General features: G+C 68.5%; 19 protein-coding genes. 13 read left to right on the top strand and 6 right to left on the bottom strand.

What is annotated here, in order from left to right:
• Nucleotides 1-72: 72 nt before the first annotated feature.
• Nucleotides 73-1,998: a DUF6600 domain-containing protein gene (locus tag PMI12_RS04735; RefSeq protein WP_007829657.1), complete on the bottom strand. Its 1,926-nt coding sequence runs from the start codon at nucleotides 1,996-1,998 to the stop codon at nucleotides 73-75.
• Between the two features lie 143 nt (nucleotides 1,999-2,141).
• Here PMI12_RS04735 and PMI12_RS04730 point away from each other — a divergent pair, with 143 nt between their 5' ends.
• Nucleotides 2,142-4,196, top strand: coding sequence for a PEP/pyruvate-binding domain-containing protein (locus PMI12_RS04730; protein ID WP_007829655.1), 2,055 nt, complete (start codon nucleotides 2,142-2,144; stop codon nucleotides 4,194-4,196).
• 4 nt (nucleotides 4,197-4,200) lie between these two features.
• On the opposite strand, the gene PMI12_RS04725 is transcribed toward PMI12_RS04730, so the two are convergent.
• On the bottom strand, nucleotides 4,201-5,112 hold the full coding sequence (locus tag PMI12_RS04725; RefSeq protein WP_007829654.1) for an MBL fold metallo-hydrolase: 912 nt from the start codon (nucleotides 5,110-5,112) through the stop codon (nucleotides 4,201-4,203).
• Nucleotides 5,113-5,187: 75 nt separating this feature from the next.
• On the opposite strand from PMI12_RS04725, the gene PMI12_RS04720 reads away from it, so the two are divergent.
• The 4 genes from PMI12_RS04720 to PMI12_RS04705 are packed head-to-tail and all read left to right on the top strand — an operon-like array spanning nucleotide 5,188 to nucleotide 6,845.
• Nucleotides 5,188-5,511, top strand: a complete 324-nt coding sequence (locus PMI12_RS04720) for an ArsR/SmtB family transcription factor (protein ID WP_007829653.1) — start codon at nucleotides 5,188-5,190, stop codon at nucleotides 5,509-5,511.
• Nucleotides 5,512-5,513: 2 nt separating this feature from the next.
• Nucleotides 5,514-5,951: a YeeE/YedE family protein gene (locus tag PMI12_RS04715; RefSeq protein WP_007829652.1), complete on the top strand. Its 438-nt coding sequence runs from the start codon at nucleotides 5,514-5,516 to the stop codon at nucleotides 5,949-5,951.
• A 20-nt stretch (nucleotides 5,952-5,971) separates the two neighbouring features.
• Nucleotides 5,972-6,400, top strand: coding sequence for a YeeE/YedE family protein (locus PMI12_RS04710; RefSeq protein ID WP_007829651.1), 429 nt, complete (start codon nucleotides 5,972-5,974; stop codon nucleotides 6,398-6,400).
• 34 nt (nucleotides 6,401-6,434) lie between these two features.
• A complete protein-coding gene (locus PMI12_RS04705; protein WP_007829650.1) occupies nucleotides 6,435-6,845 on the top strand; it encodes a rhodanese-like domain-containing protein in 411 nt (136 codons plus the stop codon).
• Between the two features lie 177 nt (nucleotides 6,846-7,022).
• Here PMI12_RS04705 and lysM read toward each other — a convergent pair whose 3' ends face one another.
• The gene (gene lysM, locus PMI12_RS04700; RefSeq protein ID WP_007829649.1) at nucleotides 7,023-7,484 is read right to left on the bottom strand and encodes a peptidoglycan-binding protein LysM; all 462 of its coding nucleotides are present in this window, start codon (nucleotides 7,482-7,484) and stop codon (nucleotides 7,023-7,025) included.
• A gap of 135 nt (nucleotides 7,485-7,619) precedes the next feature.
• Here lysM and PMI12_RS04695 point away from each other — a divergent pair, with 135 nt between their 5' ends.
• Entirely contained in the window at nucleotides 7,620-8,405 is a 786-nt protein-coding gene (locus PMI12_RS04695) for a type III pantothenate kinase (protein WP_007829648.1), read from the top strand.
• 7 nt (nucleotides 8,406-8,412) lie between these two features.
• Here PMI12_RS04695 and PMI12_RS04690 read toward each other — a convergent pair whose 3' ends face one another.
• The 3 genes from PMI12_RS04690 to PMI12_RS04680 are packed head-to-tail and all read right to left on the bottom strand — an operon-like array spanning nucleotide 8,413 to nucleotide 11,472.
• Complete coding sequence (locus PMI12_RS04690) at nucleotides 8,413-9,750, bottom strand: serine hydrolase domain-containing protein (protein WP_007829647.1); 1,338 nt, start codon at nucleotides 9,748-9,750, stop codon at nucleotides 8,413-8,415.
• A 22-nt stretch (nucleotides 9,751-9,772) separates the two neighbouring features.
• Nucleotides 9,773-10,588 carry a crotonase/enoyl-CoA hydratase family protein gene (locus tag PMI12_RS04685; RefSeq protein ID WP_007829646.1) on the bottom strand — a complete coding sequence of 272 codons (816 nt, stop codon included), beginning with the start codon at nucleotides 10,586-10,588 and terminating at the stop codon, nucleotides 9,773-9,775.
• Nucleotides 10,589-10,623: 35 nt separating this feature from the next.
• Nucleotides 10,624-11,472, bottom strand: a complete 849-nt coding sequence (locus tag PMI12_RS04680) for a 3-hydroxybutyryl-CoA dehydrogenase (protein ID WP_007829644.1) — start codon at nucleotides 11,470-11,472, stop codon at nucleotides 10,624-10,626.
• Nucleotides 11,473-11,658: 186 nt separating this feature from the next.
• On the opposite strand from PMI12_RS04680, the gene purT reads away from it, so the two are divergent.
• The 7 genes from purT (at nucleotide 11,659) to PMI12_RS04645 (ending at nucleotide 18,537) form a co-directional block, all read left to right on the top strand.
• The gene (gene purT, locus PMI12_RS04675) at nucleotides 11,659-12,861 is read left to right on the top strand and encodes a formate-dependent phosphoribosylglycinamide formyltransferase (RefSeq protein ID WP_007829642.1); all 1,203 of its coding nucleotides are present in this window, start codon (nucleotides 11,659-11,661) and stop codon (nucleotides 12,859-12,861) included.
• Between the two features lie 83 nt (nucleotides 12,862-12,944).
• Entirely contained in the window at nucleotides 12,945-13,886 is a 942-nt protein-coding gene (locus PMI12_RS04670; RefSeq protein ID WP_007829640.1) for an alpha/beta hydrolase, read from the top strand.
• Nucleotides 13,887-13,998: 112 nt separating this feature from the next.
• Complete coding sequence (locus PMI12_RS04665) at nucleotides 13,999-14,829, top strand: helix-turn-helix domain-containing protein (RefSeq protein ID WP_007829638.1); 831 nt, start codon at nucleotides 13,999-14,001, stop codon at nucleotides 14,827-14,829.
• A 15-nt stretch (nucleotides 14,830-14,844) separates the two neighbouring features.
• A complete protein-coding gene (locus tag PMI12_RS04660) occupies nucleotides 14,845-15,720 on the top strand; it encodes a branched-chain amino acid ABC transporter permease (protein ID WP_007829636.1) in 876 nt (291 codons plus the stop codon).
• A 6-nt stretch (nucleotides 15,721-15,726) separates the two neighbouring features.
• Complete coding sequence (locus PMI12_RS04655) at nucleotides 15,727-16,803, top strand: branched-chain amino acid ABC transporter permease (RefSeq protein ID WP_007829634.1); 1,077 nt, start codon at nucleotides 15,727-15,729, stop codon at nucleotides 16,801-16,803.
• 145 nt (nucleotides 16,804-16,948) lie between these two features.
• Nucleotides 16,949-17,767, top strand: a complete 819-nt coding sequence (locus PMI12_RS04650; RefSeq protein ID WP_007829632.1) for an ABC transporter ATP-binding protein — start codon at nucleotides 16,949-16,951, stop codon at nucleotides 17,765-17,767.
• The gene (locus tag PMI12_RS04645; protein ID WP_007829626.1) at nucleotides 17,764-18,537 is read left to right on the top strand and encodes an ABC transporter ATP-binding protein; all 774 of its coding nucleotides are present in this window, start codon (nucleotides 17,764-17,766) and stop codon (nucleotides 18,535-18,537) included. The genes PMI12_RS04650 and PMI12_RS04645 overlap by 4 nt, the downstream gene beginning before the upstream one ends.
• Nucleotides 18,538-18,541 lie beyond the last annotated feature (4 nt).

Here is an 18,541-nt window from a genome sequence, read left to right as displayed (position 1 = left end):
GCTCCTTGGCCGCCGACTGTAGCGGCGGGCCGAAGGAAGCGCTTCCGGCGGGACTTGCGCGGCGGCTGGCGTTCAGCGCGAGTCGGGCGAGGTCCAGAGCCTGCGCGGATCGTCGCTGCGCTGGCCTTGCGGCTGCGGCTGCTGCGGCGCTGGCGCGATGCCGTGCTGCTGCTGGATCGCGCGCAACTGGGCCTCCTGCGCCTGCCGCATCGCGTTCTGCTGGGCCTGAAGCTGGGCTTGCGCCTGCTGCTGCGCCTGTGCGGCGCGCAATTGCATTTCCTGCTGCTGGCGAAGCTGCTGTTGCTGTTGCTGGGCCTGCTGCTGGGTCGCGCGTTGCTGCTGCAGCTGCAGCTGCATCTGTTGCTGTTGTTGAAGCATCTGCTGCTGCTGCTGCTGCTGGGCTTGCGCCTGCGCCGCGCGCTGCTGCATTTCCTGTTGCTGGCGCAGCGCCTGCTGTTGTTGCTGTTGCTGCTGCCAGCGTTCCTGTTCGCCGCGCTGGCGCCCGTCCTGTTGGGCCCGCCAGTCCTGCTGCTGGCGCCAGTCCTGTTGCGGACGCCCGCCCTGCTGGCGCTGCCATTCCATCTGCTGTCGTTGCTGCAACTGTTGCTGCTGCGCCTGCTGGAGCTGTATCTGCTGCTGCCTCTCCATCAGCGCCGCCGCCGGCGGGACCACGGCGGCGGGCCGGCCGAAGCCACCGCCGAAGCCGTTGATCGCGACGCCCGGCGTGGGTGCCACCGGCACGCGCGCAAAGCGGTCGTCCGGCAGCCGCACGAGGTCACGACGGCCGAAGGGGCCGCGGCCGAAGCGGTCGGCGGGCAGCACGGTCACGGCGCCCGGCATCTGCTGGTTGGCATAGAAGTCGTTGCGCGGCCCGGCCTGACGGTTGTAGATGGCCATGCGGTTCACCTGGTCCACATAGCGCTGGCTCGCGTGGTAGCCGGGGCGCCATTGCTCGCCCGGGGCCAGCGGGAACCAGCCCACGCCGCTGCGGCCGTTGCCGATCTGGACGCCCGCGTTCGCACCGCCGCCCACGAAGCCGACCAGCGCCGGCGAATACACCGGCCGGCCGCTTGTCCGCCCCGGCACCCAGCCCCAGCGCGAACCCACGCGCGCCCAGCGGCCGTAATGGAAGGGTGCGAAACCCCAAGGCGCGGCATCGACCCAGGTCAGGCCCCACGGCGCGACGTTGACCCACTGGCCGTCGCGGTACGGCGCCCAGTCGGCATCGACGTTGCGCGGGAACCAGACGTCGCCGTACGTGGCGTCGTTCTGCCAGTCGCCGTAGTTGTCGAGCTGCAGGTAGCCGACCACTTCGCGCGACACGTAGCGCGCCGAGACCGACTGGTCCTCGATGCGGTTGCGCTCGGCCACCCAGGCGTCGAAGCCGCCAGCCTGCGGCGGCGCACCGCCCACGGCCGCGAGGTCGCGGCCCGACACGGTGAGCTGCTGGCGCGCGGCCAGCGACTGCGATTGGCCGTTCTCGCCATAGAGCGTGGCGCGGCCCGAGGCCACGGCCACCCAGGTGGTGCCGGCGGCCGGATCGGAGGCGATGCGGTATTCGCCCGGCGCGTCGATCACCACCGCGAGGTTGCCGGTGTCGACCTCGAAGCGCTGGCCTGCCAGCTCGTCGCGCACGCGCAGCTGCAGGTTGCCCTGGTTCGAGGTGATGCGCGCCGTGTCGTCGTCGAGCTCGGAGAACTCCACGTGCGTCTGCCCGTCGAGCCGCAGGGCTGCCGAGCCGATGTACACCTCGGCGCGGGCGTTGCGGTCGGTCCAGAGGCGGTCGCCGGTGGTGATGGGGCGGTTGGGCTGCGCGTCGTACCAGCTGTCGTCGCCGGCCGGCGCGAAGCTGATGGTGCCCTGGTGGAAGTTGAGACGGGCCACGCGGCCCGGCGGGTCCTGCTGGGCGCTGGCCGCGAGGCCGACGCACAGCATGGCCAGGCCGAGCAGCCAGCGGCGCAGCGTGGCGGAATGCATGGAAATGGCGGATGGGCTCATGGCGTTGTTCTCCCCGGTCGTTGGGACAATGCGAAAGCGCTGAATGTGTAACGCGCGAGAATCCGCTGCCGCTGTCATCGCCAACCCGCTGCTTGGTGAAGCGCGCGTGCATTCGGCAACCGGCTGTAAGGAAGAAATCCCCCATGAAAAACCAGGATCGCGCACGCCCCACGGGCGCCATGCGCTCCGAAACCGATAGCTTGATCGCGCTTTGCGCAGCGCTCGCCATGGTTCTGGCGGCCATGCCCGCCGCGGCCCAGCTGGCGCGCAAGCCCTCGTATTACCAGCAGCAAAACCAGCCTCTGCCCGACGGCCCGGCCGCGCAGCTCGCGCCGCGCCCCGCGGTGCCGTCGTCATTGCCCGCGCTGCGCAGCCAGGGGGACTTCGACCAGCTGGCGCGCGTCTACGACGCCGGCACGCCGATGCAGCTCGCGCACGTGCTGTTCGCCGTCGACCGGCAGGCGAAGCCGGCGCGCATGTACTACATCGACACGCCGCGCTACCAGCTGCACGTACGCTTCCTGCGCGACACCCGGCTCACGCCGAACACGATCAAGCGCGAGATCGACCGCAACTACCTCGTGCCCGACCGCCGCTTCCTGTTCGGCACGCTGAGCTGGCAGCAGAACATCGGCACCTTCACCTACGAGTTCTGGGAGGGCGACCGGCTCACTGCACCGCTGCTGCGGCAGGCCGACGCGCAGGTCAAGGCCAGCTTCTTCGCGCCCGTGAAGTTCAAGACCAACTCCACGCTGCACGAACGCGTGGCGAAGGAAGCCGGCATCGACTTCGTGAGCCAGGAGGCGCTGATCCGCGAGCAGCCATTTCTGCCGATGAACCTCGGCACCGCCACCGGCCGCGTGCGCATCGTGGACGACGAATCGGGCATCAACGCCCAGCTCGCACTTTTGCCCGACGACATCGCCGTGCTGCGGCAGGTGCCGATCAGCCTGCCGCCGGTGGCGGGCGTGCTGACCGAGCGGCCGTCGACCGCGCTGTCGCACGTCAACCTGCTGGCCAAGGGATGGGGCATTCCGAACGCCTACGTGCGCGACGCCGCCACGGTGCTGAAGGCGCATGCGGGCCAGTGGGTGGCATTGAAGGTCGCGGCCTCGGGCTACCAGGTGCGCCGCCTCGCGCCCGAAGAGATCGCCGCCCTGCCGCCGCGCGCCGTGCGCACCGCCGCCACCGGCGCGACGCCCGGCAGCGCGCGCGCCATCAGGCCCGACCTGCACGAAACCCGTCTGCTGCCGTTGGTCTCGCTGCGCGCGCGCAACAACGCGCAGTGCGGCACCAAGGCCGCGAACCTCGGCGCCATGCTGGCCGCGCACATTCCGGGTACTTCGGTGCCCGACGGCTTCTGCATTCCGTTCGCGCACTACGACCGCTTCATGCGCGCCAACGGCCTGGCCGAGCGCATCGCGCGCATGCAGCAGCAGCCAGGCTTCGCGAGCGATCCGAACGCCCGGCAGAAGGCGCTGGCGCAACTGCGCGACGAGATCGTGCAATGGCCGGTCGACGCGGCCACCGCCGCCGCATGGCGCGCCGCGTGGCAGTCGCAACTGGGCGGCGGCGGCGTGTTCGTGCGCAGCTCGTCCAACTCCGAAGACCTGCCCGGCTTCAGCGGCGCGGGGCTCTACACCACGGTGCCCAACGTCAAGACCGGCGATGCGCTCGAGGTCGCAGTGAAGAAGGTCTGGGCCTCGGTCTTCAACCCCGAGGCCTGGGAGGCACGCAGCGCCGCGGGCTTCGGCGCCGAGTCGGTGCTGATGGGGGTGTTCGTGCAGACCGCCATCGACTCGACCAACGCTGGCGTCATGATCACCCGCGACCCGTTCGATGCGGGGCATCCGCACGTCACCTACATCTCGGCCAAGCGCGGCATCGGCATCCGCGTGGTCGAGGGGCAGCGGGTGGCGGAGCAGGTGATGTATTCGAGCTGGTCGAAGGCGATCCAGGTGCTGAGCCGTTCGGCCGAAGAAACGTCGCTGCAGCTCGACAAGGAAGGCGGCGTGAAGGAAGTGCCGGTGGAGGTGGGCCGCAATGTGCTGACCGACGAGCTGGTGGTGCGCCTCGCCAACGTGGGCGCGGCTGTGAAGCGCACCTTCAACGCGGTGGACCAGGACATCGAGTGGGCCACCGTGGGCGACCGCATCGTGCTGCTGCAGGCGCGGCCATACGTGGAGCGGCGGCGCTGAGCCATCACTGCGGGGCGGCCGCGCCTCGATGGACCGGAAGGGCATTCAGCGGAATGCGCAGGTAGGCCACCCCGTTGTCATCGGGCGGCGGAAATCGCCCGGCGCGCACGTTGACCTGCATCGACGGCAGGATCAGCGTCGGCACGTCGAGCGTGGCGTCGCGCGCGGTGCGCATGCGCACGAATTCTTCTTCGCCGATGCCGTCGCGCACATGGATGTTGTGGGCGCGCTGTTCCGCCACGCTGCTCTGCCAGCGGGGCTCGCGCGTGGCGGGCGGATAGTCGTGGCAGACATAGATGGTCGTCCCGGGCGGCAGGGCGAGCAGCCGGTGCATCGAGCGATAGAGCTGGCGTGCGTCGCCGCCGGGGAAGTCTGCGCGCGCGCTGCCCAGGTCGGGCATGAAGAGCGTGTCGCCGACGAAGACCGCGCCGTCCACGAGGTACGCCATGTCGGCCGGCGTGTGGCCGGGCACCAGGAGCGCGACCGCCTCTGCGTCGCCGATGCGGAAGGATTCGCCGTCCTTGAAGAGATGGTCGAACTGGCTGCCGTCGGGCAGGAAGTCGCGCTCCAGGTTGTAGAGCGCGCGGAAGGTGGCCTGCACCGTGCGGATGTGCTCGCCGATGGCGATGCGCCCGCCGGCCTGCGACTGCACATGGCGCGCGCCCGAGAGGTGGTCGGCGTGCGCGTGGGTTTCCAGGATCCAGTCGACCTGCAGCGCCTGCTCACGCACATAGGCCAGCAGGCGGTCGGCGGAGGCGGTGCTGGTGTGGCCAGACCTGAAGTCGTACTCCAGCACTGGATCGATGATCGCGGCGTGCTTCGTGGCGTGGTCCCAGATCACGTAGGACACCGTGCCCGTCACGGGATCGAAGAATGCCTGGGTGGTGGTGCGGCGGGGCGCTGCGGTCGTCGTCATGGGCACTCCTTCAGTCAAGCCGTTGATATTATATTAATCGATATAATATTAGTGAGCTAACCGACATTGCCCTCCATGAAGGCTTCCACCCTCGTCATCGATCCCGAAGTGCTGCGCGGCGGTGCCCGCCAGGCGATCGCGGTGCTCAAGCTGCTGGCCAACGAAGACCGGCTGCTGCTGCTGTGCCAGCTCTCGCAGGGCGAGATGTGCGTGAGCGACCTCGAAAGCGCGCTGGGCATCCGCCAGCCCACCTTGTCGCAGCAACTCTCGGTGCTGCGCGCGGAAGGCGTGGTCAGCACCCGCCGCGAGGGAAAGAACATCTACTACAGCGTCGCCGATGCCGCGCTGCTCGACATCCTCGCGGTGCTCTACCGTCTCTACTGCCCGAAGGAGGACTGAAGATGGCCGCCATCGACTGGCCGCATTTCACGCCATGGACCGCGCTGGCCGGCGGCGTTCTCATCGGCATCGCCGCGGCGATGTTCGTGCTGCTCAACGGGCGCATTGCGGGCATCAGCGGCGTGCTGGGCGGTTTGCTGCGCCCCGTGAAGGGCGACGTGGCCTGGCGCGCGGCCTTCGTGCTCGGACTGATCGGTGCACCCGCCGCCTGCGGGCTGTTTGCCGTGCTGCCCGCGGCACGGATCGATGCCGGCTATGGCGCGCTCGCACTGGCCGGCCTGCTGGTGGGCGTGGGCACGCGTTACGGTGCGGGTTGCACCAGCGGCCACGGCGTGTGCGGCGTGGCGAGGCTGTCGCCGCGTTCGCTGGCCGCCACCGGGGCTTTCATGGCCACCGGATTCGCCACGGTGTTCGTGGCGCGTCATCTGTTGAACCTGTGATGAAGGAGCGATTCGCCCTCATGCCGACCGTCATCGCCTCCCTGCTCGCCGGCCTGGTCTTCGGGCTCGGCCTCATCGTCTCCGGCATGGCCAATCCGGCCAAGGTGCTCGGTTTTCTCGACCTTGCCGGCGCCTGGGACCCCTCGCTCGCATTTGTGATGGGCGGGGCGGTGATCGTGAGCGCCGCCGCCTTCCTATTCGCGCGCCGGCGCAAGCTGTCGCTGCTCGGCGCGCCGATCATGCTGCCCACCGCGCGCCGGATCGACCGTCGCCTCGTCGGCGGCAGCCTGCTGTTCGGCGTTGGCTGGGGTGTGGCGGGCTTTTGTCCCGGCCCCGCGCTGGTCTCGCTCGGCTCGGGCGAGCTCAAGGCCGCGGTCTTCGTGGGCGCCATGCTGCTGGGCATGGGCCTGTTCGAACTGATCGAACAGATGAAGAATCCCAGTGATTGAATACCGCGTCGCAGAAAAGGAAGGAAGCAAGGAAATGACCGAATCCGTGGAGAACAAAGGCTACGCTGGCGACGTGACGCCCGAGCAGGCGGCGCAATGGATGGCCAGCGGCGAGGCCGTGATGGTCGACGTGCGCACCGACGCCGAGCGCGAATGGGTCGGCTACGTACCCGGCGCCGTGCCGCTGGCCTGGAAACAGTGGCCGGGCATGGCGATGAACCCCGCGTTCGACGACGGCATCCGTGCCGCCGCCGAAGGCCGGAAGAAGCTGGTGCTGCTGTGCCGCAGCGGTGTGCGCTCCATCGCGGCCGCCAAGCGCGCGACCGAACTGGGCGCAGAGGCTTACAACATCCTCGAAGGCTTCGAGGGGAATCCGGACGACCAGGGGCATCGCGGACTCATCGGCGGCTGGCGCAAGCGTGGGTTGCCCTGGAAGCAGAACTGAGTCGTTCGGGGTGTGCTCACGCCGACGGGGCTCCCCGCAGCGAAATAAAGGAGGAGCCGAAGGCGGGGGGCATTCGCGCAGGGGAGCACCCGGTGCCATTCGCACGCACCCCGAAAGAAGCAAAAAGGCCCACCGATTCCTCGGCAGGCCTCGAGACTGCCCTCTTCGAGCGCCAGTTCAGAGCGGCGGAATGCGCAGCTTCTGCCCTGGATAGATCTTGTCGGGGCTGCTCAGCATCGGCTTGTTCGCCTCGAAGATCGCGTTGTACTTGTTCGGATCGCCGTAGTACTTCTTCGAGATGGCCGAGAGCGTGTCGCCCTTCACCACGTCGTGGTACTGCGCGGGCGGCGCGGCCGGTGCGACGAGGTTGTTCTCGACGCTCGTCACGTTCGCCACGTTGCCTGCTGCCAGCGAGGCTTTCTCGCTGGCCTCCTGCGATGGCGCCTGGCCCGCGAGGGTGACCACGCCGCTGCTCGCCGCATAGGTCACCTGGAGCCCCGTGAGGCCGAGGTTCTGCGTCTCGATGTAGGTCTTGATGGCCGCGGCGGCGGCCTGGTTGGCGTCTGGCGTGGCGGCCTGCGCCGACGGGCCGCCGAACAGTTTTTCACCCGCCTCCTTGATGAAACTGAGCAAACCCATGGTGTTCTCCTTGTGCCGTAGTTGGTGGATGGACCTGCCAATCTACCGGCGCGACGGGGCAGCGCCGCGTAGGCCCACGCCGCGTGTCGACGAGGTGCCAGCAGGAATAACGACAAAGTCGCAATAATCCCGCGCATGCCATCCCCCTTCCTCGCCATCGACATCGGCAACACCCGCCTCAAATGGGCGCTCTACGACTCGGCCCGCCCCGGCGCCGAGCTGCAGGCGCACGGCGCCGAATTCCTCGACCACATCGAACGGCTGGCCGACGGCCCCTGGGCCGACCTGCCGGCGCCCGGTTCCATGCTGGGCTGCGTGGTGGCCGGGGACGCGGTGCGCCGGCGTGCCGAGGAACAGATCGTCGAGCGTTTCGACTGCGCGCCGCGCTGGGTGATGTCCAGCGCGGGCGAGGCCGGCATCGTGAACGGCTACGACCATCCCACCCGCCTGGGCGCCGACCGCTTCGTGGCGATGATCGGCGCGCGCCACCGCATGCTCGCCGCAAGGCCGGGACAGCCGCCGCGGCCTATGGTGGTGGTGATGATCGGCACCGCCGTGACCGTCGAGGCGATCGACGCGGACGGCAGGTTCCTCGGCGGGCTGATCCTGCCGGGCCACGGCATCATGCTGCGCGCGCTGGAGTCGGGCACGGCCGGGCTGCACGTGCCGACCGGCGAGGTGCGCGAATTCCCCACCAACACCAGCGATGCGCTGACCAGCGGCGGCACCTACGCCATCGCCGGCGCGGTCGAGCGCATGGTGCAGCACGTGCGCTCGCACTGCGGCGCCGATCCGGCCTGCTACATGACCGGCGGCGCGGGCTGGAAGATGGCGCCGGTCATGAACGGGCACTTCGAGCTGGTCGAGAGCCTGATCATGGACGGCCTGCTCGTGATTGCCCGGGAGCGGGCGACGGCCTAGAAGCGGCTCAGGGGCGCATCAGCGCCTCGGCCACGGCATGGAACGCCGGCAGCGTCAGCGGGTCGTTGCCCGCATTGCCCGCCACCGGATGCGCGGCGTAGCGCACGATCACCACCTCGGCCTTCGGGTCCACGTAGATGCTCTGGCCGTGGATGCCGCGCGCCATGTAGGCACCGTGCGGGTTGTGCGACACCCACCACATGTCGCGGTACGACCAGCCCTTGAGCAGCGCATAGCCGGCCTTCACGAACTTCGCCGGGTCGCCGCCGCGCTGGATGTCGTCGACCACCGCCTTCGGAATGGCCTGCTGCCCGTTGGAGGCGCGCCCGCCGTTGCGCATGGTCTCGCCGAAGCGCGCGAGGTCGCGCAGCACGGTGTTGAGGCCGCCGCCGCCCGACTCGGTGCCGATGCGGTCGACCATGAAGTAGGCGTCCTGCTCGGCGCCGATGCGGCGCCAGATCTTTTCGCTCAGCAGGTCGGCCAGCGACTGGTTGCTGGCGCGGCGCACGATCCAGGCCAGCACCTCGGCGTTGACCGTCTTGTAGGCGAAGGCGTCGCCGTGCTCGCCTTCCTTCTTCAGCGTGACGAGGAATTCGTAGAACGACTTGGGTCCGATGTAGTTCTGGCCCTGCGTGAGCATGCCGCCGGCACGGGCGTAGTCCCAGATCTCGGCCTTCGGGTCGGCGTAGTTCTCGGAGTAGTGCACGCCGACGGTCATGTCCATCACCTGGCGCACGGTGGCGTCGCCGTACGCCGTGTCCTTGAGCTCGGGGATGTACTTGGTGACCGGTGCGGCCGGATCGAGCTTGCCTTCGTCCGCGAGGATGGCAGCCAGCGTGCCCACGAAGGACTTGGTGACCGACATCGCGATGTGCGGGCGCTCGGGCGTGAGTGCGCCGAAGTACTTCTCGTAGACCACCTTGCCGCGGTGCATCACGAGGATGCCGTCGGTGTAGGTGCCGGAGATCATCTGGGCGAAGTTCAGCGTCTGGTCGCTGCCTGCACCTCCAAGAGGCTTGAACGTCACGGCTTCGATCTGGACGGGTGACGTGGCCGCCGGCAGCGGGCTGGCCGCGCCGCTGCCGCGCCACACGTTGGCGGTGGGCACGGTCTCGCGCACGTGCGAGAAGCTCCAGCGCGTGCGCGGAAACACGCCGCCGGCCGGGTTGTCGAAGGTGATGAGTTTGTCCGGTGCGGGCGGGAAGCCCTTCATCCAGCCCAGCGCGTCGACCGAGGTGGCCGCGGGGTCGGGCAGCGCGGGAGGCGTGGGCGTCTGTGCGGAAGTGGTGTTCACGGCGAGCAGGGTGAATGCGGCGGCGATCGCCGTGCGAACGAAAAAGGGCATGTTGTTGTTCTCGGTGAAAGGATCAACGGCCGCTGAAGCGCGCTGGCCGGCGTTCGACGAAAGAGCGCACGCCCTCGGCGGCGTCCTCGCTGTTCGACAGGCGTTTCTGCGTCTCGATGAATTCCGACACCGCGGCCAGCGGCCCGTGCTCGATGGCCTTCAGCACGTTGAGCCGCGTGGCCACCACCGCCAGCGGCGCCTGGGCGGCGATGCGCTGCGCAATGGCCAGCGCCGCGTCGAGCTCCTGGCCGGCCGGCACCACCTTCTGCACGAAGTTGAGGCGATAGGCTTCGGCGCTGTCGAACTCGTCGGCCGTGAGCAGGTGCAGCATCGCGTTGCCCAGGCCGGCACGCTCGGCCATGCGCAGCGTGGCGCCTCCCGTGGCCATGATGCCGCGCTGCACTTCCATCTGCGAGAAGCGGCAGTCGTCGGCGGCCACCACGATGTCGGCGCCCAGCATCAGCTCGATGCCGACCGTGAAGCAGATGCCCTTCACGGCAGCCACCATCGGCTTGGTGCGGCGGCGGTAGCCTTCGAGCCCGAAGTCATGCGGCTCCACCAGGCCCTGCGGGACCGCCTTCTCGCCACGCTTCATGTACTCGGCCACCGCCGGCAGGTCGAGGCCTGCCGTGAAGTGGTCGCCGAAGGCGTGCAGCACGCCCACGCGCAGGTTCGGGTCGTCGTCGAGCCGGGTGTAGGCCTCGGCGAGCTGCCTGAACATCGGCGGCGTCCAGCCGTTGCGCTTGGCAGGGCGGTTGATGCCGATCAGCAGCACGTGGCCGAGCACCTCGGTGTCGATGCAGCCTTCTGCCGGTGGGATTGTGGGCGTGGCGGTCATGGCGTTCTTGTCTCCTTGTTGTTGTTTTCGCTCGATCAGTACGTGTAGACGCCGCGGCCCGTCTTGCGGCCCAGCTGGCCCGCGGCGACCATTTCCTTCAGCAGCGGGCAGGGGCGGTACTTGGAGTCGCCGAACTGCTCCAGGTACACCTCCATCACGGCCAGGCACACGTCCAGGCCGATCATGTCGGCCAGTGCCAGCGGGCCGATCGGCTGGTTGCAGCCCAGCTTCATGCCGGCGTCGATGTCTTCCGCCGTGGCGATGCCCTCGGCCAGCACGAAGAAGGCCTCGTTGATCATCGGCACCAGGATGCGGTTGACCACGAAGCCCGGCGCGTTCTTCACGGTGATGGGCGACTTGCCCAGGCGCTCGGCCAGTTCCTTCACCGTGTCGTGCGTGGCGTCGCTCGTGAGGTAGCCGCGGATCAGCTCCACCAGCGCCATCATCGGCACCGGGTTGAAGAAGTGCATGCCGATGAAGCGGTCGGGGCGCGAGGTGGCGGCGGCCAGCTGCGTGATCGAGATCGACGAGGTGTTCGAGGCGATGATCACCTCGGGTGCCAGCATGTCGTCGACCTGCTTGAGGATCTTCAGCTTGAGCGCGTGGTTCTCGGTGGCCGCCTCGATGACCAGCTGTGCGCTCTTCAGGTCGTCGTAGTTGGTCGAGCCCTTGATGAGCGCCAGCGCGGCGGTCTTCTGCTCGGCGGTGAGCTTCTCTTTCTTGATCAGGCGGTCGAGGCTGCCCGACACCGTGGCCAGGCCCTTGTCGACCGCCGCCTGGGCGATGTCGACCATCACCACCTTCACGCCGGCCACCGCGCAGGCCTGCGCGATGCCGTTGCCCATCGTTCCGGCGCCGATGATGCCGACAGTCTGAATAGCCATGAGAAAACTCCTTGAGAGAAAACGAAAAGAAGGGTGCGCGAGGCTGGCGCCGCGGCGAAAACTTCGATTGTGAAGCAGCCCCCGGGCCGCGCCGTTGCCGCGTGCGACACCGTCGGCCCGCCGGTGGCTTACAGTGCGGCGGTTGCTTTTTCCCCCGCTTTCCACCGCTTTCTCCGACCTCCGACCATGACCACCCTCGGCACCCCCCTTTCCCCCTCGGCAACCCGCGTGATGCTTCTCGGCTCCGGCGAACTCGGCAAGGAGGTGCTGATCGCCCTGCAGCGCCTCGGCGTCGAGACCATCGCGGTCGACCGTTACGAGAACGCCCCCGGCCAGCAGGTGGCGCACCACGCGCGCACCATCACCATGAGCGACCCCGAGCAACTCAAGGCGCTGATCGAGGCCGAGAAGCCCGCGCTGGTGGTGCCCGAGATCGAGGCCATCGCCACGCCCATGCTCCAGCAGCTCGAAGACGCGGGTGTGGTGCGCGTGATTCCCACCGCCCGCGCCGCCCGCCTGACCATGGACCGCGAAGGCATCCGCCGCCTGGCCGCCGAGACGCTGGGCGTGCCCACCAGCCCCTACAAGTTCTGCGACTCGCTGGCCGAACTGCAGGCGGCCATCGACGCAGGCATCGGCTACCCCTGCATCGTCAAGCCCGTGATGAGCAGCTCCGGCAAGGGCCAGAGCAAGATCGACGGCCCGGCCGACGTGCAGAAGGCCTGGGACTACGCCATGGCCGGCGGCCGCGTGAGCTACGGCCGCGTGATCGTCGAGGGCTTCATCGACTTCGACTACGAGATCACGCTGCTGACCGTGCGCGCCAAGGATGCCGCAGGCGCCGTGGAAACCAGGTTCTGCGACCCCATCGGCCATGTGCAGGTGAGCGGCGACTACGTGGAAAGCTGGCAGCCGCACCCCATGGCGCCCGCCGCGCTGCAGAAGGCGCAGCAGATCGCGCAGGCCGTCACGGCCGACCTCGGCGGGCAGGGCCTGTTCGGCGTCGAGCTGTTCGTGAAGGGCGACGAAGTCTGGTTCAGCGAAGTCAGCCCCCGCCCGCACGACACCGGCATGGTCACCATGGCCACGCAGTGGCAGAACGAGTTCGAGCTGCATGCGCGCGCCATCCTCGGCCTGCCGGTCGACACCTCGCTCAAGAGCCCGGGCGCCAGCGCCGTGATCTACGGCGGCGTGGACGCCACCGGCATCGCCTTCGACGGCGTGGCCGAGGCCTTGCAGGTGCCCGGCAGCGACGTGCGCCTGTTCGGCAAGCCCGAGAGCTTCACCAAGCGCCGCATGGGCGTGGCGCTGGTGCATGCAGCCGACACCGGCACCGCTCGCAGGCTCGCCAAGGAAGCCGCCTCGCGCGTGAAGCCGCGCAAGGCATAGCCAGTTTCCGCAAGCCGCGCCGCAGCGGCGCGGGCATGGTGCGGGGGGATCGAGCGACGCCCGCTCGACCTCCCGGAGACACCATGCTGCATCCCCAGGCGCGCGCCTTGCTCGACTTCATCGAGGCGCGCGGCATTCCGCCGACTCACACCCTCTCGCCTGCCGACGCGCGGGCCTTCTATCGCGAGCGCCGCGCCGCCTTGCAGCCGCTGCCGGCCGAGGTGGCCGAGGTGCGCGACCTGGCCGCGCAAGGGCCGCACGGCCCCATCCCGGTGCGTCTGTACAGGCCCCTGGGTTCGGGCGCCGGTCCGCTGCCGGTGCTGGTGTACTACCACGGCGGCGGCTGGGTCATCGGCGACCTCGACACGCACGACGTGCTGTGCCGCGAACTGGCCAACGGCGCCGGCTGCGCCGTGGTCGCGGTCGACTACCGCATGGGCCCGGAGCACCGCTTTCCCGCAGCGGTGGACGACGTGCTCGCCGCCACCCGCTGGGTGCGCCGCGAGGCCGTCGCGCTGGGGCTCGATGCGAGCCGCCTCGCCGTGGGCGGCGACAGCGCGGGCGGCAACCTCGCGGCCGTGGTGTCGATCGCCGCACGCGATGCCGGCGACCTGCCCATCGCCTACCAGCTGCTGATCTACCCGGCCACCGACATGCGCCGCGGCCATCCATCGCACCATGCCAACGGGCAGGGCTACCTGCTGACCAGCGACACGATGACGTACTTCCACGACCACTACATCACCGACCCGGAGCACGACCTCGACTGGCGTGCTTCGCCGCTGCTGCACACCGACCTCGCGGGCCTGCCGCCGGCGCTCGTCGTCACGGCCGGCTACGACCCGCTGCGCGACGAAGGCGCCGCGTATGCCGAGGCGCTCACGGCCGCCGGCAACAGCGCCGCGTACGTGTGCTTCGAGCGCCAGATCCATGGCTTCATCACCATGGGCAAGGTGCTCGACGAGGCCGGCACCGCGGTCGCGCTCTGTGCCGCCGAGCTGCGCCGCGCGTTCGCGCGGGCCTAGGGAAAGTCCCCGCGCAAATGCACGCCGCGCCGCCGGCCTGCGCCGCTACGATCCAGCGAGCGCGACACCATCCACCGTTGGCAATCGACCCCCGATGCAGGAGACAGGCACCATGCAGCGAACGAGGACTGCGCCGTCGGACAACGGCGGCGCACCACAGGGTGAACGCCTCATGTGGCTCACGCCGCAACGCGTGTTCTACGCCGGGCTGCTCGGCGCGGCCGCCGAGCGCACGATGGGCGGGCACGGCGTGTACCTGGCGCCCGCGGGCGTGCCGCCGATCCGCATCCGCATCGGCGGCGGCGCCTGGCAGGCGGGCGAGCTGATCGTGGTGCCGCCGCAGGTGCCGCACCATGTCGAGAGCGAGCATCCGCTGATCTTCAACCTGTTGATCGAATCGGAATCGGTCGACCCCGCGCGCTTGCCGGCGTTCATGCGGCACTGCGGCCCGGTCGATGCGCCCGCCTTCGCGCGGCGTGTGCGCGAGGTCCATGCGCACCTGCTCGCGGCCTCGGGCCGCGGCTCGGAATTCGACGGCTTCGATTTCGATGCGCTGTTCTTCGGCGAGGTGCTTGCGCCGCGACCGATCGACGCGCGCATCCGCAAGGTCATCGACACCCTCGTCGCCGACCCCGCGGCGCCCGCCTCGGCCGAAGACTGCGCGGCCTCGGTGCACCTGTCGTTCTCGCGCTTCCTGCATCTGTTCAAGCAGGAGACCGGCATGGCGTTTCGCGCCTTCCGGGCCTGGAAGCGCGCGCGCAGCCTGCTGCGCTACGTGCGCCAGGCCGGCACGCTGACCGATATCGCGCTGGACACCGGCTACCCCGACTCGACGCACTTCAGCCATTCGATCCGCCAGGTCTACGGCCTCAAGCCCAGCGACATCGTGGCCGGATCGCGCCGGCTTGCGCTGCACGACGCGGCGGGCGGCTTCAGGCAGTAGGCGCGAAGAGGCCCCATGCAGATCCTCCAACTCCTGCTGTCGGGCATTGCGCAAGGTTGCATCTACGGCCTGATCGCGCTGGGCTTCGTGCTGATCTACAAGGCCACCGAAACCGTGAGCTTCGCGCAGGGCGACCTGATGATGCTCGGGGCCTTCGGTGCGTTCGCGGGCATGTCGCTGTTCGGCCTGCCGTTCTGGCTCGCGGCCATCCTTGCCGTGGTGGCGATGGCGGCTTTCGGCGTGCTGCTCGAACTGGTGGTGATCCGGCCGATCCTCGGGCAGCCGCAGTTCTCCATCGTGATGCTCACGATCGGCATCGCCTACGTGGCGCGCGGGCTCATCACCATGGTGCCGGGCATCGGCACCGACACCCACACGCTCCCCGTGCCCTACAAGGACCAGATCTGGAAACTGGGCGAGCTGGTGGTCAACCTCGAGCAGCTCGCGATCATCGTCGCCACCGCCATCCTCTGCGCCCTGCTGTTCGCGATGTTCCGCTACAGCAAGCTCGGCATCGCAATGCAGGCCTCGTCGCAGAACCAGCTGGCGGCCTACTACATGGGCATTCCGGTGAAGCGGCTCAACGGGCTGGTGTGGGGCCTGGCGGCGGCGGTCGCGGCCATCGCGGGCATGCTGCTCGCGCCCATCACCTTCGTGCACGCGAACATGGGCTTCATCGGGCTCAAGGCCTTTCCGGCGGCGGTGGTCGGCGGTTTCGGCAGCCTGCCGGGTGCCATCGTCGGTGGGCTGGTCATCGGCATCGTCGAGTCGTTCGCGGGCTTCTATCTGCCCGATGGCTTCAAGGACACGGCGCCGTACATCGTGGTGCTGTTGATGCTTATGATCAAGCCGAACGGTCTGTTCGGCGAGAAGCTGCGCAAGAAAGTTTGATCGTTCATGCGCTTCATCTTCAAGACCAGCTACGACCAGGACATCCGCCTTGCCCGGCACGGCGGGCATGTGTTCTGGTACGGCCTGCTGGTGGCGTTCCTGGTCGTCGCACCATGGGTGATCGACGAATACTGGCTCGCGCAGCTGACCTTCGTGCTGATCTACGGGATCGTCGGCCTGGGGCTCATGCTGCTGGCCGGGTTCACGGGGCAGTTCTCGATCGGGCATGCGGCGTTTCTTGGCGCGGGCGCTTACACGCAGGGCGTGCTGACGAACGCCGGTGTGCCGTTTCCGGTTGCGCTGATCGCGGCCGCGGCGCTGTCGGCGGCCGTGGGCGTGGTGGTCGCGCTGCCGGCGCTGCGCGTGAAGGGCATCTACCTGGGCATCGCGACGCTGTCGTTCGGCTTCATCGTCGAGGAAGTGTTCGCGCGGTGGGAGAGCGTGACGGGCGGCAATGCCGGCCTGCATGTGAAGGCGCCGGAGATATTCGGCTGGTCGCTGGGCTCGGGCGATGGCTTCTACTTCCTGTGCCTGGTGGTTGCGGTGATTTCCACCTTGGGCATCCTGAACCTGCTGCGCTCGCCGACGGGGCGCGCCTTTGTCGCGATCCGCGATTCGGAGATCTCGGCGCAGAGCATGGGCATTCACCTCGCACGCTACAAGACGATGTCGTTCGCGATCTCGGCGGCACTCGCGGGCCTGGGCGGGGCCTTGTATGCGCACAAGCTCAGCTTCATCTCGCCGGACCAGTTCAGCATCCTGCAGTCGATCGACCTGCTGCTGATGGTGGTGATCGGCGGGCTCGGTTCGGTGCACGGCGCGTTCCTGGGTGCGATCTTCCTGATCGCGATGCCGCAGCTGATCTCCATTGGCAAGGACTGGCTGCCGGCGGTCATCGGCCAGGCGCCGGGGCTGCAGGGGCTGGTTTATGGCGTGGTGCTGATCGCCTTCGTGCTGTTCGAGCCGCTGGGGCTGTACGGACGCTGGCTGAAGATCCGCACCTGGCTGCAGCTGTTTCCGTTCTACCGCAGGGGGCTGTTCAAGCGGCAGAAGTCGTTCACCAAGTCGGACCGGCTGAGATGACACTCCCCCAGGCTTCGCGCACTCCGTGTCGCTTCGCCAACCCCCTCGCCGGGGGCGACACCTGCTGCCCGGCAAAGCCGGTTCCGCGGTGTCCTGCGAACGGGGTGCGGCAGTCCTGCGCGCCGGCGAGTGACGGAGCCCAGAGATGAGCGGCGACATTCTTCTTTCGGCCAAGGAGCTGAGCGTGCGCTTCGGCGGTGTGCTGGCGGTCAACAAGGTGAGCTTCGACGTGCGGCGTGGCGAGGTGTTCACGCTGATCGGGCCGAACGGGGCGGGCAAGACGACGGTGTTCAACCTGATCAGCCGCATCTACACGCCGACCATGGGGGAGATCACGTGGCATGGCGAGGAGGGCGGCGCCATTGCGCTGACCCAGCAGGCCCCGCATGCGATTGCCGCGCTGGGCATTGCGCGCACCTTCCAGAACATCGAACTGTTCGAGCACGCGACGGTGCTGCACAACCTGCTGATCGGCCGGCACACGCACCGGCAGACGGGGTTCTGGAGCGAGGTGTTCTTCACGCCCGCCACGCGGCTCGCGGAGATCGAGGCGCGCGAGAAGGCGGAGCAGGTGATCGAGCTGCTGGACCTGCAGCACCATCGCGATTCGATGGTGGCGGGGTTGCCCTATGGCGTTCGCAAGGTCGTCGAGCTGGCGCGTGCGCTGTGCACGGAGCCGAAGCTGCTGCTGCTCGATGAGCCTTCTTCGGGGCTCAATGTGGAAGAGACGGCGGACATGGCGTTCTGGATCCAGGACATCCAGCATGAGCTGGGTGTGTCTGTGCTGATGGTCGAGCACGATATGTCGCTTGTTTCCAAGGTGTCCGACCGGGTGCTGGCGATGAACATGGGCGAGGTGCTGGCTACCGGCTCTCCTCGCGAGGTGCAAGCCGATGCGCGGGTTGTCGAGGCCTATCTCGGGACCGTGGACGACGTGAGCAGCTTGAGGAGGACGGCGGCATGAGCGACGCAGTCCTTCAGCTTCTCAACGTAGAGAGCGCCTACGGTCCGATCAAGGCGATCCGTGGCGTCAGCCTGAAAGTCAGGCAGGGCGAGATCGTGACCGTGCTCGGTTCGAACGGCGCAGGCAAGACGACCATCCTCAAGACCATCTCCGGAATCATCGACCCCCGCAAGGGCAGCATCGAATTCCAGGGCAGGAACATCACCGCCAAGGACCCGGCCCACATCGTCCAGCAGGGGCTGAGCCACGTGCCCGAAGGCCGCGAGGTGTTCCCGCTGCTGTCGGTGAAGGACAACCTGCTGATGGGCGCCTACACCCGCAAGGACCGCGACGGCGTGGCGCGGGACATGGAGACGGTCTACACCTACTTCCCGATCCTGCGCGAGCGGGCCACGCAGGACGCGGGGCTGCTGTCGGGCGGCCAGCAGCAGATGCTCGCCATCTCGCGCGCGATCATGGCCGCGCCGCATCTGATTCTTCTGGACGAACCGAGCCTCGGGCTGAGTCCGAAACTGACGAAAGAGATCTTCGAGATCGTCGTGCGCATCAACCGCGAGCGCGGCACCACCATCCTGCTGGTCGAGCAGAACGCCAACATGGCGCTCAACGCCGCCGACCACGGCTACGTGCTGGAGAACGGCCGCATCGTGATGGAGGACACCTGTGAACGCCTGCGCGAGAAGGAAGACATCAAGGAGTTCTACCTCGGCGTGAAGGACGACGGCGTGCGCGGCGAGCGGCGCTGGAAAAAGAAGAAAACCTGGAGATAGCCGC

Source organism: Variovorax sp. CF313 (genome assembly GCF_000282635.1).
In the GTDB taxonomy this organism is placed as follows: domain Bacteria; phylum Pseudomonadota; class Gammaproteobacteria; order Burkholderiales; family Burkholderiaceae_C; genus Variovorax.
The sequence above is the reverse complement of the archived record's forward strand: the minus strand, read 5'-3'. Positions and strand labels throughout refer to the sequence as shown.

What these genes read in the sequence shown, in the direction of transcription:
- PMI12_RS04665 (WP_007829638.1), top strand. Translation starts at nt 13,999, where the DNA reads ATGCAGCGAACGAGGACTGCGCCGTCGGACAACGGCGGCGCACCACAG.
- PMI12_RS04705 (WP_007829650.1), top strand. Translation starts at nt 6,435, where the DNA reads ATGACCGAATCCGTGGAGAACAAAGGCTACGCTGGCGACGTGACGCCC.
- PMI12_RS04735 (WP_007829657.1), bottom strand. Translation starts at nt 1,998, where the DNA reads ATGAGCCCATCCGCCATTTCCATGCATTCCGCCACGCTGCGCCGCTGG.
- PMI12_RS04695 (WP_007829648.1), top strand. Translation starts at nt 7,620, where the DNA reads ATGCCATCCCCCTTCCTCGCCATCGACATCGGCAACACCCGCCTCAAA.
- PMI12_RS04730 (WP_007829655.1), top strand. Translation starts at nt 2,142, where the DNA reads ATGAAAAACCAGGATCGCGCACGCCCCACGGGCGCCATGCGCTCCGAA.
- PMI12_RS04710 (WP_007829651.1), top strand. Translation starts at nt 5,972, where the DNA reads ATGCCGACCGTCATCGCCTCCCTGCTCGCCGGCCTGGTCTTCGGGCTC.
- PMI12_RS04720 (WP_007829653.1), top strand. Translation starts at nt 5,188, where the DNA reads ATGAAGGCTTCCACCCTCGTCATCGATCCCGAAGTGCTGCGCGGCGGT.
- PMI12_RS04660 (WP_007829636.1), top strand. Translation starts at nt 14,845, where the DNA reads ATGCAGATCCTCCAACTCCTGCTGTCGGGCATTGCGCAAGGTTGCATC.
- lysM (WP_007829649.1), bottom strand. Translation starts at nt 7,484, where the DNA reads ATGGGTTTGCTCAGTTTCATCAAGGAGGCGGGTGAAAAACTGTTCGGC.
- PMI12_RS04685 (WP_007829646.1), bottom strand. Translation starts at nt 10,588, where the DNA reads ATGACCGCCACGCCCACAATCCCACCGGCAGAAGGCTGCATCGACACC.
- PMI12_RS04655 (WP_007829634.1), top strand. Translation starts at nt 15,727, where the DNA reads ATGCGCTTCATCTTCAAGACCAGCTACGACCAGGACATCCGCCTTGCC.
- PMI12_RS04650 (WP_007829632.1), top strand. Translation starts at nt 16,949, where the DNA reads ATGAGCGGCGACATTCTTCTTTCGGCCAAGGAGCTGAGCGTGCGCTTC.
- PMI12_RS04690 (WP_007829647.1), bottom strand. Translation starts at nt 9,750, where the DNA reads ATGCCCTTTTTCGTTCGCACGGCGATCGCCGCCGCATTCACCCTGCTC.
- PMI12_RS04680 (WP_007829644.1), bottom strand. Translation starts at nt 11,472, where the DNA reads ATGGCTATTCAGACTGTCGGCATCATCGGCGCCGGAACGATGGGCAAC.
- purT (WP_007829642.1), top strand. Translation starts at nt 11,659, where the DNA reads ATGACCACCCTCGGCACCCCCCTTTCCCCCTCGGCAACCCGCGTGATG.
- PMI12_RS04670 (WP_007829640.1), top strand. Translation starts at nt 12,945, where the DNA reads ATGCTGCATCCCCAGGCGCGCGCCTTGCTCGACTTCATCGAGGCGCGC.
- PMI12_RS04715 (WP_007829652.1), top strand. Translation starts at nt 5,514, where the DNA reads ATGGCCGCCATCGACTGGCCGCATTTCACGCCATGGACCGCGCTGGCC.
- PMI12_RS04645 (WP_007829626.1), top strand. Translation starts at nt 17,764, where the DNA reads ATGAGCGACGCAGTCCTTCAGCTTCTCAACGTAGAGAGCGCCTACGGT.
- PMI12_RS04725 (WP_007829654.1), bottom strand. Translation starts at nt 5,112, where the DNA reads ATGACGACGACCGCAGCGCCCCGCCGCACCACCACCCAGGCATTCTTC.